Annotated in this window: 12 protein-coding genes; 3 read left to right on the top strand and 9 right to left on the bottom strand. The window is 41.8% G+C overall.

The features are described 5' to 3' along the window. Positions 1-22: 22 nt before the first annotated feature. On the bottom strand, positions 23-1,249 hold the full coding sequence (locus tag ACXAD6_RS02120) for a DUF819 family protein (RefSeq protein ID WP_474967430.1): 1,227 nt from the start codon (positions 1,247-1,249) through the stop codon (positions 23-25). Between the two features lie 474 nt (positions 1,250-1,723). Here ACXAD6_RS02120 and ACXAD6_RS02115 point away from each other — a divergent pair, with 474 nt between their 5' ends. Both ACXAD6_RS02115 and ACXAD6_RS02110 read left to right on the top strand, forming a co-directional pair. Then, positions 1,724-3,307 (top strand): BCCT family transporter, encoded by a 1,584-nt coding sequence (locus ACXAD6_RS02115; protein ID WP_474967429.1) that lies wholly within the window; start codon positions 1,724-1,726, stop codon positions 3,305-3,307. Between the two features lie 181 nt (positions 3,308-3,488). After that, positions 3,489-4,166: a hypothetical protein gene (locus tag ACXAD6_RS02110; RefSeq protein ID WP_474967428.1), complete on the top strand. Its 678-nt coding sequence runs from the start codon at positions 3,489-3,491 to the stop codon at positions 4,164-4,166. 136 nt (positions 4,167-4,302) lie between these two features. Here ACXAD6_RS02110 and cudC read toward each other — a convergent pair whose 3' ends face one another. The 3 genes from cudC to betB all read right to left on the bottom strand — a co-directional run bounded on the left by cudC (position 4,303) and on the right by betB (position 8,185). Then, positions 4,303-4,860, bottom strand: a complete 558-nt coding sequence (gene cudC, locus ACXAD6_RS02105; protein WP_160839581.1) for a choline uptake/conversion transcriptional regulator CudC — start codon at positions 4,858-4,860, stop codon at positions 4,303-4,305. 140 nt (positions 4,861-5,000) lie between these two features. Beyond that, a complete protein-coding gene (gene betA, locus ACXAD6_RS02100) occupies positions 5,001-6,686 on the bottom strand; it encodes a choline dehydrogenase (RefSeq protein ID WP_474967427.1) in 1,686 nt (561 codons plus the stop codon). A gap of 38 nt (positions 6,687-6,724) precedes the next feature. Beyond that, entirely contained in the window at positions 6,725-8,185 is a 1,461-nt protein-coding gene (gene betB / locus ACXAD6_RS02095; protein ID WP_474970344.1) for a betaine-aldehyde dehydrogenase, read from the bottom strand. A gap of 405 nt (positions 8,186-8,590) precedes the next feature. Here betB and ACXAD6_RS02090 point away from each other — a divergent pair, with 405 nt between their 5' ends. After that, positions 8,591-10,222 (top strand): high affinity choline transporter 1, encoded by a 1,632-nt coding sequence (locus tag ACXAD6_RS02090; protein ID WP_474967426.1) that lies wholly within the window; start codon positions 8,591-8,593, stop codon positions 10,220-10,222. 159 nt (positions 10,223-10,381) lie between these two features. Here ACXAD6_RS02090 and ACXAD6_RS02085 read toward each other — a convergent pair whose 3' ends face one another. The 5 genes from ACXAD6_RS02085 to ACXAD6_RS02065 form a co-directional block, all read right to left on the bottom strand. Further along, entirely contained in the window at positions 10,382-10,600 is a 219-nt protein-coding gene (locus ACXAD6_RS02085) for a hypothetical protein (protein WP_160841340.1), read from the bottom strand. Between the two features lie 66 nt (positions 10,601-10,666). Beyond that, positions 10,667-11,110, bottom strand: coding sequence for a carbohydrate-binding protein (locus ACXAD6_RS02080; RefSeq protein WP_474967425.1), 444 nt, complete (start codon positions 11,108-11,110; stop codon positions 10,667-10,669). A gap of 219 nt (positions 11,111-11,329) precedes the next feature. Further along, positions 11,330-11,617: a YkvS family protein gene (locus tag ACXAD6_RS02075; RefSeq protein ID WP_474967424.1), complete on the bottom strand. Its 288-nt coding sequence runs from the start codon at positions 11,615-11,617 to the stop codon at positions 11,330-11,332. Positions 11,618-11,992: 375 nt separating this feature from the next. Further along, positions 11,993-15,649, bottom strand: a complete 3,657-nt coding sequence (locus ACXAD6_RS02070) for an SEC-C metal-binding domain-containing protein (RefSeq protein ID WP_474967423.1) — start codon at positions 15,647-15,649, stop codon at positions 11,993-11,995. Positions 15,650-15,980: 331 nt separating this feature from the next. Further along, complete coding sequence (locus ACXAD6_RS02065; protein WP_474967422.1) at positions 15,981-16,355, bottom strand: hypothetical protein; 375 nt, start codon at positions 16,353-16,355, stop codon at positions 15,981-15,983. Positions 16,356-16,388: the final 33 nt, after the last annotated feature.

The following is a 16,388-nucleotide window of genomic DNA, read 5'->3' as shown; positions in this document are numbered from 1 at the left end:
TTTTATCCCCCCCTTACTAAAATTACATCAAATTTTGAAACCAGAACCCAAGTCCCGTGCCTATGTAGTTTCCAATGATGTACCCGAGCGTACCTACAAGAAGAATCGGCACGATCAGTTTATGCCAGCCTTTGGCAATCGCCATGGCTGCAGCTGTTGTGGGACCCCCCATATTTGCATTACTTGCAAGAAGAGTTTCTTCTAAACTAAATTTAAATAGTTTACCCAAAACCAGAGAGACTATCACATTCATTAGAACGATGATTAAAACAAATACCAATAACAATGGTGATGTTGTGACTACGATAGCGATGGAAGCCGGCACCCCGATGACGACAAAGAATAAATAAATCAAGAACGTCCCAAGTTCCTGTGTTCCTTTGATGCTTTCGAATTGTCTGGGGAACAACGAAACGACCAGCACTGTCAGTGTCGTAAGCATCAGATAACGATCACCAATGATACCGCCCAGCACCTGATAAATGATGCTTACATCCTCCCCACCAGAAAGGACTCCCGCAAAAAAGTCAGCGAGATTAAAGGATACTGTAACAAGGGCGAATGCACTCGCCACGCTGATCGCAATATCTTTTAAGGATATTTCCTTTCCTTTCCAAAAAGAAGCGGCCTGCGTTTCACCTTCATCACCGGTAACGCCCGATTCCACCTCATCCATATGAGGGGTTCTGAATGTGTCCCGGAAGAATGAAAATGTCGGAATAGCCATCAAAACAAAGAAGAAGGTGGCCATCATCATATTATCTGCAACCACGGTAGCCGAAACAAGTTCACTGGGCGTATCGAATTTTGCTGCCATGGCGGCAAAGTTTACGCCACCACCTGTATAAGAACCTGCCATCATGGAACCAATTTTATCCAAGTGGGGGATCACATCTCTTAAAAGCATAAACGAGAGAATGGTACCGGCGACCGTACCGATGGAACTTAACAGGAATATCGTCAGCATCCGTCCACTTTCCTGCCAAACCTTCTTAATATTCGCCTGAAACAATAGCAACGGTATCGCCAACGGCACGACATAATTCCATACCGCATCATACACACTCGACTCTAGTGGAATGACATTTAAATTAGCTAAGACCATGGCTCCAATCAAAGCTATGATGGCTCCGGAAATTTTCGATGCCCATTTGTACTTTTGCTCCAAATAAATACTGATGGCCGCCCATCCTGTCAGAAACGACCAAAGCGCCCACGTATTGTCTGACGATATGAACGTGTGATCCAATTGATTCACCTCTTTGTTTTGTTTTCAAATAAAACTACACCAATCATTTTTCCTTATTTTGGTTAACTATCATTATACATGAAGCGGAAAACAGTATTAAGGCAATCTATTATTCAATTCTCCTATCGTCTGATATGTACCGATCAACTCTCCTGTGAGAAGTCGTGGATTTACACATAAACGAAGGTACTTTTCTACTAAAAGCGAAAGGAGACCTCTGTTTCTTCATAGATTTTATGCTCTCCCTCAACTACATCCACTCAGCTGTTAAAAGCTTTAACATCCTATCAATCTTTGCCTTCCTTCCTTTTTGACGAGTTGTCCGAACATCTCTATAATTAATCCCTATGTGAAATAAACGTCTTATAACCAGAGGAGCATTCGTTTTCTGAACGTCTAAAGAACAAAGCCATTATCCATCAACGTCTTCACAATATATTAACTATCACAGGTTAAAAACCTAGGGGGAAAATAATGAACGAAAAAACGGACAGGAAAACAAGGATTGACTGGATTACATTCAGCATCAGCGGAGGCTTTCTCGTCTTATTTTTACTGATGTCTCTTTTAAACAAAGACCTTACGGGAGAATGGATCTCAAGCTCATTCGACTTTTCTGTTACATTCTTTGGTGTCTTCTGGCAGCTGCTGCTGCTTGCTACTTTCGTAGTGGGCGTTGCGCTTGCCTTGTCGAAATATGGAAAAGTGAAATTAGGAAAAAAGGATACGCCTGAAAACGGATGGTTCCGCTGGGTCTCGATGATTCTTTGTACACTGCTTGCCAGTGGCGGAGTCTTCTGGGCTGCCGGAGAACCAATCTATCACTTTTTAACAACCCCGCCACTGTTTGCTGATGAGGGAATGACAAGAGCACAAGCCGTCGTCCCCGGCTTAGCGCAGAGCTTTTTCCACTGGGGCTTTACCGCATGGGCTTGTTTAGGAACCATCGCTACCATCGTCCTGATGTATGCGCACTACCATAAAGGGTACCCGCTAAAACCACGTGCGATCTTGTATCCGATGGTCGGCGAGAAAATTTTCAACAAGAAAAGTGTTGTCGGAGCAGCTGCTGACATCGTTTCTGTCATTGCTGTTGCCGCTGGAACCATTGGACCGATCGGCTTCTTAGGCTTACAAGTCGGTTATGCGCTCAACTATTTATTCAATATCCCGGACACCCTGTTTACGCAGTCCATTGTCATTATTTTTCTTGTGACGATCGCTGCCGTTTCAGCGGCTTCCGGTGTAGATAAAGGGATTCAACTGCTCAGCCGTCTCAACGTAGGATTCGCTGTCGTTCTAATGATCGGCATGCTTATTCTCGGGCCGACGATGTTCATCATCGATTCATTCGTCGCCGCCGAAGCTTTCCAAATCCAGAACTTCCTGCGAATGAGTCTTTACCGCGGAGATAGCGGCTGGCTCGGTTATTGGACGGTCTTCTTCTGGGGCTGGTTCCTCGGTTTCGGACCGGCAATGGCGATGTTCATCAGCCGTATTTCCAGAGGCCGTACCATTCGCCAGCTGATCCTTGCCGTAGCGATCCTCGCTCCGATCGTAAGCAACTTCTGGTTTGCCGTTGTCGGAGGTTCCGGTCTGTTTTACGAACTGGAATCACCAGGAGCCGTTTCAACCGCTCTCAATGAAACAGGCATGCCTGCCGCTGTTATGGCGATTATGGAGCAAGTACCATTCGGAATGGTCATGGCTGCAGGCTTCTTGATTGTAACGATCATTTTCGTCGCAACAACCGCTGACTCGATGTCCTATTCCGTCGCCGTCACACTTACAGGCGATACCCACCCGCCACGTGTCCTGCGCGTGTTCTGGGCCTTGTTGTTCGGAGGCATCGCCGCAGCACTTCTCGGTATTGGGGAAAGCAGTATTCAAACGCTGCAGAACTTCATCGTTGTCACAGCTGTTCCCGTTTCACTGCTGCTGCTGCCACCTGTCTGGCTCGCACCGAAAGTAGCGAAACAGATGGCGAAGGAGCAGGGGCTGATTGCTGAACAAAGTGCCGCTGTACCCGTTGAGGAAAAAGAACGTAAAACATCATAATTAAATGTAAAGCCGCTATTCTCATCTATACGATAGAATAGCGGCTTTTTTGTCTGTCCAGATGATTCACTGATACAATTCCACCAACAAATCATTTACTTATATGGAAGAAAATATAAAATTACTAGTAAGATGTCCGCGTTGCCTGTATCAGGCTCCACTACTTTTAAGGGGGAAACTTATGAAACGTTCACTCTTCATCCTGTTTGTCAGTGTCTTCTTAATGGCTTTGAGCGCCTGTGGTACAGAAGAAAGTTCAGGATCAGATACCACCGCTGATGATGCTTCAAGTACAGAAGGAACAGAACAAGGTACGGATACTGAAAGCAAAGAGACAGATGCTCCTGAAACCATGACGGCAGAAGAAAACGAAAATAAGGATGCCAAGGTTGGGGATACAGTCACTTCTGAAGCAGGTGAACAAACGATGGTCAGCCGCACTGATGATGTCGGAACATTTGAAAGCGGCCCTATTAGCCTTACTATTGAAAAGGTCAATGGAGTCTCCGGCACCTTAAAAGGTGAAGCCGCAGCTCTTATGGATAAGGAAGAAATCGAATACATCCAAGTCGATATGAAAACAAGCAATTCTTCTGAGGATCATATTTCCTTTTATGCTTCCCAGGCTGTAATGACTACGAATACGGGAGAGCAGCTGGAGCCTGACATGCTTATGAGTGATCATATCGATGGCGAATATTTAGGTCAAGTGAACAAAGAAGGCACTTCCTTCTACATCCTGAAGAATTCAAAAGCTGAAGATGTGGAGTCGATTACGCTGTATTACAGTGCAGCTCAGAACGAGAATTTTGAAAATATCGGAGAAGAAATTGAAGTAGACGTAGAACTTAATAAATAATGGCTCCAATAAGAAAAGCTCCCTTGATCGATGAAGGGAGCTTTTCCTATCCTGCTTTGGTTATTTCGATATCCTTTGCATGCGCCCGACTCCCCGCTTTCACAGCGGTAAAGAAGAAAGAGTCAGCCACAGTCAATCACTTACTATCTGCATCCGGTTCCTCAACAGGCAGGAAGTCGAATATCTCACCGGAATCGATAGAATCAGACAGACGCTCCAACCACTTGCAGTACTTGCGGTAATCCTCAAGCTGCTCATAATTGATCCTTGCTCGTTCTACCGTCGCTTCGTCCGCCTCCTCATCTTCCATGACCTGCTGAAGAATCTCCCCTGCATAGTCAATGGCCGACAAGTTAAGCTTGGCCTCACGTTCCCACTTGCTTCCGAAAAAGCGGGAGAAATATTTAAAGAAATTCTTCTCCGCCATAAAGGAATCCTTGCGGGACCCTTTCCGCCAAACTTTATGGATGATGCTGACCTCCTGAAGGTTCCGGACGGCAATACTCATACTCGGCTTACTCATCCCAAGGTCGTCCTTCATATCATCAAGCGTCATCGGCTCATGTTTAAAATACATTCTCGCAAATAACCTTCCCGTTGACGGAGTGATGCCATACAGGTCCATTGTTTCAGCGATCGAATTGACAACAGCGCTCTCTGCTTCCTCAATTCGTGCCTCCAGGTTTCTTTTCAAAGAACCGCCTCCACTTTCTTCATTACCTTTTAAACGTTTAAATCATTCAATTTCATTAATACGCTCTTTCTATAATATAAATCGAAAGCAGGGGCTATACAAGCCCCTGCCTTCATATGGCAGTTTATTCAAGCCGCAACTCAGCCTTTAATCGATCCCGCATCTGCTGGATGGACACCATGCTGGTAATAGTCCATATGCTCAGCTTCAAGCGGTTTTCTGCCTCGGATAATATCTGCCGCCTTTTCGGCAAGCATCAGGACAGGTGCGTGGATGTTCCCGTTGGTGACATAAGGCATAGCGGATGCATCGACGACACGCAGGTTATCAAGGCCATGAACTTTCATACTCTTCGGATCAACGACGGCCATCGGATCGGATTTTGGTCCCATTTTTGCTGTGCAGCTTGGATGCAGAGCCGTTTCCGCATCTTCTGCCACCCAGTCAAGAATTTCTTCTTCAGTCTGAGCCGCCGGCCCCGGAGAAATTTCTCCTCCGTTGAATGGCTTCATTGCCGGCTGGGACATGATTTCACGAGTCACACGGACAGCCTCGATCCATTCACGTTTGTCCTGTTCCGTTGAAAGGTAGTTGTAAACCATGCTCGGATGAGCTTTCGGATCATTGGAGCGGATCTTCAATGATCCACGAGCATCCGAATACATAGGTCCGATGTGAACCTGGAAGCCGTGTTTGACCGGTGCTTTTTCCCCATCATAGCGCACAGCTACCGGAAGGAAATGATACATCAGGTTCGGATAATCGACGTCATCATTGGAACGGGCGAAACCGCCGCCTTCAAAGTGGTTCGTCGCAGCAGGACCTTTACGCCCCATGATCCACTGCAAACCGATCCATGGCATCTTCAGCTTGTTCAAGTTCGGCTGCTCAGAAACTGGCTGCAGACTCTCATGCTGGATATACACTTCAAGGTGGTCCTGAAGATTCTCTCCAACTCCTGGAAGATGCACTTTCGGAGTCACTCCTACAGAGCGTAGGTGTTCTTGATCACCGACGCCGGAAAGCTGAAGCATCTGCGGCGTATTGATCGCACCGCCAGAAAGGATGACCTCCCCAGCCCTTACGTAGTGCTCTTTACCATTTCGTTTGAACGTCAGGCCTCGCGCTTTCCCATTATGGATATCTATGTGCTGAACGAAAGCTCTGGTTTTCACGGTAAGATTTTTCCGCTTCATTGCCGGGTGCAGATACGCACGGGATGCAGACATGCGCCGCCCTTTATAGACGTGCTTGTCAAAAGGTCCGAAACCTTCCTGACGAAAACCGTTAACATCCGGCGTCCGGGCATGACCGGCTTCGGCAGCTGCATTGAAAAAGGCTTGGAAAAGCGGATTCGTTGCAGGACCGCGCTCCAATTTCACCGGACCATTATGACCGCGGTATGGATCGTTTTTATCCGAGCCGAGGGCGTTCTCCAAACGTTTGAAGTAAGGCAGGCAGTGGGAGAAATCCCACTCTTCCATCCCATCGTCCGCTCCCCAGCGCTCATAGTCCTTCGGATTCCCGCGTTGATAAATCATGCCATTGATCGAGCTTGATCCTCCGAGCATTTTACCACGGGCATGCTTGATACGCCGTCCTTTCATATAAGGCTCAGGGTCAGATTCATATTTCCAATCATACAGGGATTTACCTGCCGGAAATGGCAGGGCTGCCGGCATCTGAACAAGTAGATCCCAAGCATAATCACTTCGTCCCGCTTCAAGTACAAGGACATCTTTCTTTCCATCTTCAGTCAGCCGGTCTGCGAGGACCGAACCTGCACTTCCGGCACCGATGATGACAATATCATAAGATTCTTTCATGATAACAGCCTCCTTAACATTGTTGTCATGTATTTAAATCAAGCCTTAAACCAATGGATCGGTTCAGGATTCACGTTACGGAAAATATGTTTTGTTTCTGTATATTCTTCAAGTCCCGGTTTACCAAGTTCACGGCCGATTCCGGATTGTTTATATCCACCCCAGGGCGCTTGTGCGAAATACGGGTGGAAGTCATTGATCCATACCGTTCCCATGCGCAGCTTACCTGCTATACGTTCGGCTTTGTCGATATCCTGTGTAAACACAGCACCAGCCAGCCCATAAATGGAATCATTCGCAAGCTTCACGGATTCCTCTTCCGTTTGGAAACGTTCGATCGTCAATACAGGGCCAAATACTTCCTCCTGCACGATCCTCATATCTGTCGTGCACTCTGTGAAAATCGTCGGCAGGTAGAAAAAACCGTCCTGAAGTTCAGGATTCTCCGGCCGTGCGCCTCCGACAAGCAGTTTTGCGCCTTCTTCCTTCCCGATTTCCACATAATTTTCGACCTTTTCGCGGTGTTCCGCTGAGATGAGAGGTCCGGATTGAGTATCTTCATCAAAACCGTTCCCCAGCTTAATACGCTCCGCCCGCTTCTTCAGCTCCTCTACAAACCGATCATGAATGGAATCTTCCAGGATTAATCTCGCTCCGGCAGAACACACCTGTCCGGCGTGGAAAAAGACCGCGTTCAGTGCCTGATCGACGGCTGTTTCGAAATCAGCGTCTGCAAAGACAATATTCGGGTTCTTGCCACCAAGTTCAAGCGCGATGTTCTTCACATTGCCACTCGCGGTCTGCATAATTCTCTTTCCGGTTTCAATGCCTCCAGTGAAAGAAATCAAATCAACGTCGTGGCTTTCTGCAAGCTCGTTCCCTACCGTTGCCCCCGGTCCCATCACGAGGTTGACGACACCTTTCGGGAAGCCGGTTTCTTCCATCAGTTCTGTTACTTTCAAAGTTGTGAGCGGAGTAATTTCACTAGGCTTCAATACGATGGTATTGCCTGCCGCCAATGCCGGTGCGATTTTCCACGCCGCTTGTAGAAGCGGATAATTCCATGGAGTAATCTGCCCGCAGACACCCACCGGTTCGCGGACGACTTTGCTTTGACTGTCGGGAATCGGGGATTCGATGACTTCTCCGCCATCCTTATCTGCCAGGCCTGCGAAGTACCGGAACACACCGGCAATGTCTTCCATATCCGCACGGCTTTCTTCTAATGTCTTACCAGTATCCAGCGTTTCGAGTTCAGCAAGTTCTTCTTTATCCCGTTCAATCAGTTCTGCGATACGAAAGACCTTTTGGCCGCGCTCGGCTCCCGGAGTATCACTCCACTCCCCATTGTCGAATGCTTCTCTCGCAGCCGCGATCGCAAGCTTCGCGTCCTCAGCATCCCCTTCCGCCACTTGGGCAATGACTTCCTGATTGAAGGGATTGATGATATCTCTCACCTTTTCAGACGCTGCGTTGACCCACGCTCCATTAATGTACATGTATTTCAACGTGAAACCTCCTTGTTTTTAATTTATTTATTTTATTTAATTTTTTTTAAACGAAATGAACAATTTGATCGTAACGTAAAATAGGAACCTTGTAAACCTATAGATGCGATTTTTAAAATCATATAAAAAACACAGATGAAGAAAAAGATTTTCACCTTTCTTTATTACTTATGATTATCCCTTCCATCGACGAAATGATCTCCAAAATATACCGAATCGAACTGTTGACAAACTTTCATTCTACGTTAGTGTAAATAGGTGCAGGTATGTTTAATAATTATTAAACGTTTTAAAACAATTAACAGGAACCGGTTCCATAGAAAGTTTTACATCGAAAAAAGAACTGTTCACCTTTCGAACAGTTCGATACAACCAATATGTAAAAGGAGTGATTCGGTGCAGCAGACAGTCACAAAACAGGAACAGAAATATGGTAATTCAGGATTATTAGGCTTCTTAGGCTTACTTGCCATCGTCGCCATTTATGTAGGAATTGCAGGTAAAGATGTGAACTGGGGAGCGTTGGCCTTCATGTTTCTCTCATATGCCATCATCTTCTATATAGGTGTCATCACCGCTGGAAAAAAATCCGACAGCGCCAAGGATATGATGGTCGCCGGTCGTTCCATGCCGTTATGGGTCGCTATGTTCACGATGACTGCGACATGGGTCGGCGGCGGATATATCGCCGGAACAGCCGAAACGACGTTTGCCTCAGGAATCGTATGGGCGCAGGCCCCTTGGGGATACGGCCTCAGTTTAATCATAGGCGGGATTTTCTATGCCCGTAAGATGAGAAGGCACGAATTCACGACAATGCTCGATCCGCTGGAGGTTCGCTTCGGTAAGAAGGTGGCAGGTGTTCTATACTTACCAGCCCTGCTCGGGGAACTATTCTGGAGTGCCGCCATCCTCGTTGCACTCGGAACAACATTCGGTCTGATTCTCGGACTCGATTTCAATACATCGATCATCATTTCCGCGATTATCGCCGTCGCTTACACCTTTGTCGGAGGTATGTGGTCCGTCGCTCTTACAGACGTAGCCCAGATCATCATGATCCTCATCGGGTTGTTCCTCGTCGTTCCGTTCGCCCTTTCTGAAGCAGGCGGTGTCGGACAAGCATGGGGAGCTTACAAAGATGGAATGGCCGGGTTTGCGAACCTTCTTCCTCCTCTTGATGGCTGGAACCATCCGGACTGGGGAAATTATTACTGGAACTGGTGGGATTATGCCTTACTGCTTATCTTCGGAGGTATTCCGTGGCAGGTATATTTCCAGCGTGTGCTTTCATCAAAAAATGAAAAGACAGCGATGTGGCTGTCCATCGCAGCAGGTATCCTGTGTATCGTACTAGCCGTACCCGCTGTTATGATCGGTGTCGCAGGCTTCTCTGCCGATTGGGCGAGCTATGGAATCGAAGGACCCGGTTCCGCTTCCGAAATTCTCGCTTACGTCATCAACTATATGTCGCCCTACGGGATTGCGATCATCGCCCTGGGTGCTGTAGCCGCAGCCGTCATGTCATCGATGGACTCTTCCATCCTATCCGCATCATCCATGGCAGCCTGGAACATCTACCGTCCACTCATCAAGCCGAAAGCGACAGGTAAGGATATTAAAGGCACCATCCGTTTATCCATCATCATCATCGGACTAGCCGCAACCATCGTCGCTTTAAATATCGACAGTGTGTACACACTTTGGTATTTATGTGCCGATCTCGTCTACTGTATGCTTTTCCCTCAGTTGACAACTGCGTTGTTCGATAAAAAAGCAAATACATATGGAGCCGTTGCAGGACTGACGGTTTCTTTCATTCTGCGTTTCGGCGGAGGTGAACCCGCACTCGGATTACCGGCATTTCTTCCCTATCCGATGATTGAAGACGGCGTGGTCCTTTTTCCATTCCGTACGCTTGCAATGGTAGGCGGCCTGCTGACGATCATCATCGTTTCACGGCTCACACAGAAATCATGCCCTCCACAGCCTTTAACTAAGCTGAAAACAGAGGTAAAAAGCGAGTAAATCAAATAAAACCCGTCTACGCCTTAAAGCGCGGACGGGTTTTATTTTTACATAAGGATGAATTCTCAGCCAAGAGATTTCAAACAAGTGATTTCTTGTTTATACGTTCTATGTTTCTCATTCATCAATGCAGGCTGTAGAGAAGTGGACATTATTTCATCAGGGGTTTCCATCCCCTCCCATGGGCGGGTTGTCTCTTGGTCCTGTATGCCTCGTATTCTCTTCATAGACCTTTTCTCTTCCTCTTTTTTGATGCTTATTCAATTCATCGCCGTAAAATCGGTTGGTATTCCCTCCGAATTTATCCCGGATCATTCCCCATAAAATAGGCAGACCGAGCAAACTCAGAATGATCAGCAGAAACACGCCTCCACTCATATCCTTCCACCCACTTTCGCTTTGTTCCTTATCTATACGATTAGAAGGGGAATCAGGTTTCATCCTCTATGGGATCATCACAGGAAGCGTGTACGAACCGGTTCCATTCTCCCATTCAGCGAAAACTTCAATCGTATACCGGCCTTCTGAATCCGGAAGAGTCACCTGTTCATTTTCAATCGGAAGCTCCTCCTGCCTTCCTTCATCATCCCAGATAAAAGCGGAGAGTTCCGGTGTTTTTCCACTGCTGAATGTGATCACTGCAGTCTTGTCACCGCCTGACGGTGCCGCTTCAACATTGTCAGCAATGTCGTAAGGTGTTCCGGCATCCGCTGTCACTTGGCTGTCCGAAAACACCCCCTCTTTGGTCCATTCATACGTGCCTTTCGCCATCTCCGTCACTTCTTTATTCATCGTCATAAAACCGTCCGGCGGTTCTGATGTTCCGGAGCAGGCTGTAAGCAGCGCCCCTGTTAAAATTATCAGCCACAAAGCTGTTATCTTTTTCATTTCTCTCACCTCTGAAGTTTACTCTACCTATAAAGAGTACACCATTTTGCTGAGGTATGGATAGTTCAAAACACATATCAAGCATTCATTTTCATTCGTACGTGTTGAAGCTGTCTAATGACCATGGGATTCAAGCGTTTCCAGGACTTCTCCGCGTATAAAAAAGCACCACACTTGTCGAGTGCGGTGCTTCTTATCCCTATACAGCAGAGGCCGGACTTACTTTTTGCTGCGTTTTTTAATGGTGTAGTTCTTATGAGCAACAACGGTCTTTTCGAAGTCAAAATTGCGCTCGTGGAAATCTTCCATGATGGTAAGATCGCAGACAACGGAGTTTGCCGGATTCGTAGAAGTAACGACAGCTTCCAGCTGCTGGCCGTCTCTTTTGAAAGTAATAATATCCCCGTCGTTTGCTTTATTTTCTTCTTTTATTTTCTCTGCCTCTTCTGCTTCTTTCTTATTAAAGGCAGCATCAACAAGGCCTTTACTTAGGTTTTCATCAGCCATTGGAATTCCCCTTCCTAATTGAGTGTAGTTTCGATTTCGATTATGCCATGATTCAGGCAGAGGTTTCCTATATCTATACCCTTAATCACAGACTCTCATTCGCTCTACTGAATTTTTCAGACACGATTTTTTCAATGTCTGATTGTCAGCACCGTTCACACTGTACAATAATGCGGACCGGGTACGAAAGTCATCAGCTTTGATGAAGACTATAAATTTTCTCGTTTTGGTTGAACGTCGTTTCATTACTTCAGCAGTCTTGGAGTCCTACTTTTCTTTCTTCTCCAACCAGGTTACACACTCCACATGTCTGGTGTGTATGTGACAACACATAGGGTGCTGGTTTGTTTACAACTACAAAATTTATTCTAATTCTTACCTACCGCAACATCTTTTGTACTTCTTTCCACTTTTACAAGGACAAGGATCATTTCTTCCAACACCTTGATACTTTTTTTGAACTGAGTATTTATTCCTTGGTTTATTATAAGATAAAGTACGAACATTAGTTTTGATCTTTTTAAAGAGGTTGTTCGGAATTAATAAGCGCAATTCTGTATTATTAAATATTGTATGTATAGCAAAAAGATACTCTCCTGGAGCATTATCTTTTAAACCCTCATCTTCTATTACTTTTAAAAAATACTCCATTGCTTTTGGATATTCTTTGTTAGTTAATGCTATATCCCCAGTTATATTGTATATAACTCCACGAGTACGTCCACCATAGTTTTTTGGATTTTCTATTTCACCTAGTTTATCTAAAGCATCTTCATGTAATTCAGCAAATTTGTAATATTGCGCTAAATTAACTTTCATTTCTCCAATAATTGAATTAGGTAAAGAGTTTTCCAGGTCTATAGTTTTTTGCAACAAATTTTCCCCAATATCTATTGCCTGAAATAGATACTCATCATTTGTATAATCTTTTGCCATTTGGAAATATAAATCTGCCAAGTTTATCTCGGTAGTAAATCGAAGTTGTGTTAAACGATTTTTTACTAATTTATCATAATCACTTAGCTCATTTTTAATTTCTTTAACTAACTGAAGACGTTCTTGCTCACTAACACCGATTTTTCTTTTCTCATTACTTAATTTTCTACTAAAATAACCTAATTTTGAATCTGGTGTATCCCTAAATGCATCCAGTGATAATTCCTCTTTTACATAAATCCCTTGTTGATTTTGTATACTTTCTTGTAATAATTTAGCATCTATTTCTAATTCATGAATATTAGTTTGAATTGAATATTCTAAAGCCTTATCACAATATTTTGTTGCTTTTTTATAATCCTGTTGGCGTACTGCAATCCTTCCTTTTCGAATATACACCTCAGCAAGAAATTCTTCTTCATTACCGAATACCATTGAATTTTCTATCCAAACATCATACATATCTTGAGCCTTTTCATATTGTCCATAGTTCTCGTAGGCTTCAGCAATTGTTTCAACTACCTGATAGATTAATGAGAATTCTCCTAATTCCAAATAATTTTCAATGAATATTGTTAGATCAGTTTCAAGCAATACAGCTAAATCATAAGCTTTTTTATAATTACCCATTTGGCCAGCAAATAAAATTTGATCAATTCTTGCAAAAAGCATATTTGGATTTGTACAATCCTCATTTTCCAATAGCTTTAATTTTAATTCATTTACTTCAGAAGCTCGATTATATTTTTCCAAATTCTCATAGTTGTTTAGCAGAATATTTATTATATCTAGTAGTGGAGTTAGAATCTCTTCTTTTCTTGCTCTTATTCCATGTTCAATTATTTGTTCTTTAAGAGCTAAGAATTCGAGTTCTTCCCCCTCTTGATCTTCAACCGATGTTTGCAAAAAATAATCTTGAAGTTTGTAAAAAACTTCTCTATGTAATTGTCCTTCAGTTAGATCTGAGCTTAAACGAATAAATTGTCTTTGTAAAAATTCTTTATATATCGCATGTGTAAAGTTAAACATTAAAGAAGATTTTACAGGGCTAGATGTATTTTTCCTTTTTATTATTTGGTGAACTTGTTCGATCTGTTCAATATATTTATCACATAATTCTTCATTAAATTCATTTTTCATATAGTAATTAACAAAAGTATAAATAATAGGTTCTCCGATATATGCAGCAAATTTAATCATATTATTATAAATATCGCCGTTAATTATGTGCCTTGAAATTTTAATTAAGCGTTCTTCAAGAATAGCTTCGGTTTTATTTGATACAGTTTTATTAGATTGTAAGTTGCGGAGGTTTTTAATTATTAATCCTATTCGTTCTCTTACATCTTTCAATTCTAATGGGATAATAAATTTATTTTCTTGATTTAGATAAATTATTGGGGTATCACTATTAATAAACACTTGCAGCAACTCTATAACATAAATTGGTTCAACTTTAACCTTTCCGTCTGAGTCTTGTAAATAGTCACAAATAGAATTCGCTAAAAGATTTGTTTTCTCAAATTCTTCATTTTCAAACAATATATTGCCAATTTCATAGATATTTCGCTCATTAAAAAAGCTTAGATTTATGTTTTGATTCACTTGCTCATTTAATAGTAAAAGCCCAGCTTCAGTATTAATTCTCGCTTCAAAATCTGAGATTCTAGAAAGCAATACTATATATATTGGATAACTTTTACTTTTCATTTTTTTGATAAACTCATTTAAAAATCTTAAGGAGAATTGATCTACCCATTGAATATCATCAATAAACCAAACAATTGACTTTTTTTTACTGAAGTTTTGCGAAAATACCTTGTCTAAATTACTTAGTAGATCATTAATAACTTCTTCAATTTTATTATTTTTCTTCTCACGAAAAACAGTCATTGGTTGATTGAATTGTTTTGTTCCAAGATAATCTTTGATGGTTAAAACTGAATCTTGGTAGTCAATAATTAAATCATATATATCTTTCACCTTTCCAACACCTAAATTTCCTAAAAAACTACTGAAATTATCAGAGAGTAACTGATCAGAAGTTTCTTCATTAGAAAACATTGAACTGATTTCACCAGCTTTACTCTTTATTGATTTTGTTGATTTCATTAAAACTTTTTTTATTTTATCATTAATGTTGGGATCCATTTTCATTTGTACTTCATCAGTGAAAGTTTTAATTTCATACAGCATGTTGGTATATGATGCAATCTCATTTCTAAATGTAGTTTCAATTATAAACTGTTCTTTTAAAAGATGATGTTTACTAAAATACTTCATCAATTCAGTTTTACCCATGCCAGCATTGCCTGATATTTTACGTATAAATGGACTACCACTATAATGTACATGCTTAGCTTCATTTGACAAAATTTCAATAGTTTCAATACGTCCAACAAGTTTATCGTTTATTTTTATAGGTTTAATCAGCTGTTCTTCCAAAAAATATAAGAAATCATAGCGTAAAAGATATATATGTGCTTCTTTTAAGAATTCTTTATTCTCTAATTCTAGAGTAGTACTGAAAAATGTTAATTGGAAATTTTCTTTTTGGTTCAAACAGGCTTTAATAAAAGCCATATTTTCATTAGAAATATTTTTTGTTTCTTTAATTTCTATAAGTATAGGAAATTCTTCAGTTAATTTGTAGAGTAAAGATAGAGCTAGCTCAAAGAGGAATTTTTCCTTTTTATTTTTATCTTTAGTGTCTTGACTTAACTCATGTGCAACTTTCCTAAATGCTGATAAATATCCCTTCGCTTTTGACTCCCGTTCAGTATATTCAATTTCTAACTGATTAAACAAATCGTGTACATCTTGAATGTGATTAATCAAGTGACTATCAAACATCGCTATAGTATTAAGTGTAGTTCTTGTTAAAGTAATTGACATATGACCAAAAACTTTTAACATTCCAGGTGAATCTACTTTAAAATAGTCATATAATGATTCTAATAGTGTTGCGAGTAATAGACCATCCTCCTTTGCTGAATAATTAATATGGATTAATTCCTGTTTTTTCTCTGTATCCTCAAGAGAATTTTCCAGCAACTCTCTGGATCCAATTGCCCATTTACGGTATAATTCCTTCACTTTCCTTACCCTCCTATTATTATTTCAATCCAAAGTATTCTCTTTCTTATCTCTTATAAATCACTTTTAAAATAAAAATCATAATTAATTCTAAAATCCTCCTCTAATTGGAGAATTATTGAATGGAAACATCCCAATTTTTTTGATTCCATAACATTTATCTAATTTACCAACTAATTCCACATGTCCGGAGTGTATGTGGCAATACATGAGATGTTGGTAAAGTTTACACTCAAAAAAAGACAGTTGATTCAGACCAACTGCTTCGAATTTGATTTTTTTGTTTATTAAATTAATTTACTACCAAACCTCTACAAGTAATATATGACATTTATTTAATTATATTTTCTTCCCTTGCCTTAAGAAACAACTCATCTAACTGTGAAGGGGTAACATCTAGAGGTCTAAGAATTAATCTCAATTTCTCATTTGGTTCTTGTTTATAATAAGCAAACCTAACCTCATCCCGACTTAATTCCTTAACCGTAATTAATTCAATAGCTGCTATTCTATCTTCTTCTATATTAATGGTTGCTCGCTTCCATATTTTACAATAATCAGTTTCATGTATAGGCTTTGATTTAGTTTTAATATCGTAGTTTTTTTTCTCTGCCTTTTCTCTAAGTTTTCTGTCAGCCTCCTTTCTTTTACTTACAATTGCTTTAGTTTGTGGATCTTTATTGTGCATACTATAATTGTATCCCATTTCTTCACTCCTTTTCCCGAATACTTAATAATT

The sequence above is a fragment of the Halobacillus sp. ABH2_015 genome, from assembly GCF_056158945.1.
This window is presented reverse-complemented; position numbering and strand designations above follow the sequence as displayed.

What these genes read in the sequence shown, in the direction of transcription:
- betA (WP_474967427.1), bottom strand. Translation starts at nt 6,686, where the DNA reads ATGAAAGAATCTTATGATATTGTCATCATCGGTGCCGGAAGTGCAGGT.
- ACXAD6_RS02085 (WP_160841340.1), bottom strand. Translation starts at nt 10,600, where the DNA reads ATGAGTGGAGGCGTGTTTCTGCTGATCATTCTGAGTTTGCTCGGTCTG.
- betB (WP_474970344.1), bottom strand. Translation starts at nt 8,185, where the DNA reads ATGTACATTAATGGAGCGTGGGTCAACGCAGCGTCTGAAAAGGTGAGA.
- ACXAD6_RS02080 (WP_474967425.1), bottom strand. Translation starts at nt 11,110, where the DNA reads ATGAAAAAGATAACAGCTTTGTGGCTGATAATTTTAACAGGGGCGCTG.
- ACXAD6_RS02115 (WP_474967429.1), top strand. Translation starts at nt 1,724, where the DNA reads ATGAACGAAAAAACGGACAGGAAAACAAGGATTGACTGGATTACATTC.
- ACXAD6_RS02065 (WP_474967422.1), bottom strand. Translation starts at nt 16,355, where the DNA reads ATGGGATACAATTATAGTATGCACAATAAAGATCCACAAACTAAAGCA.
- ACXAD6_RS02110 (WP_474967428.1), top strand. Translation starts at nt 3,489, where the DNA reads ATGAAACGTTCACTCTTCATCCTGTTTGTCAGTGTCTTCTTAATGGCT.
- ACXAD6_RS02075 (WP_474967424.1), bottom strand. Translation starts at nt 11,617, where the DNA reads ATGGCTGATGAAAACCTAAGTAAAGGCCTTGTTGATGCTGCCTTTAAT.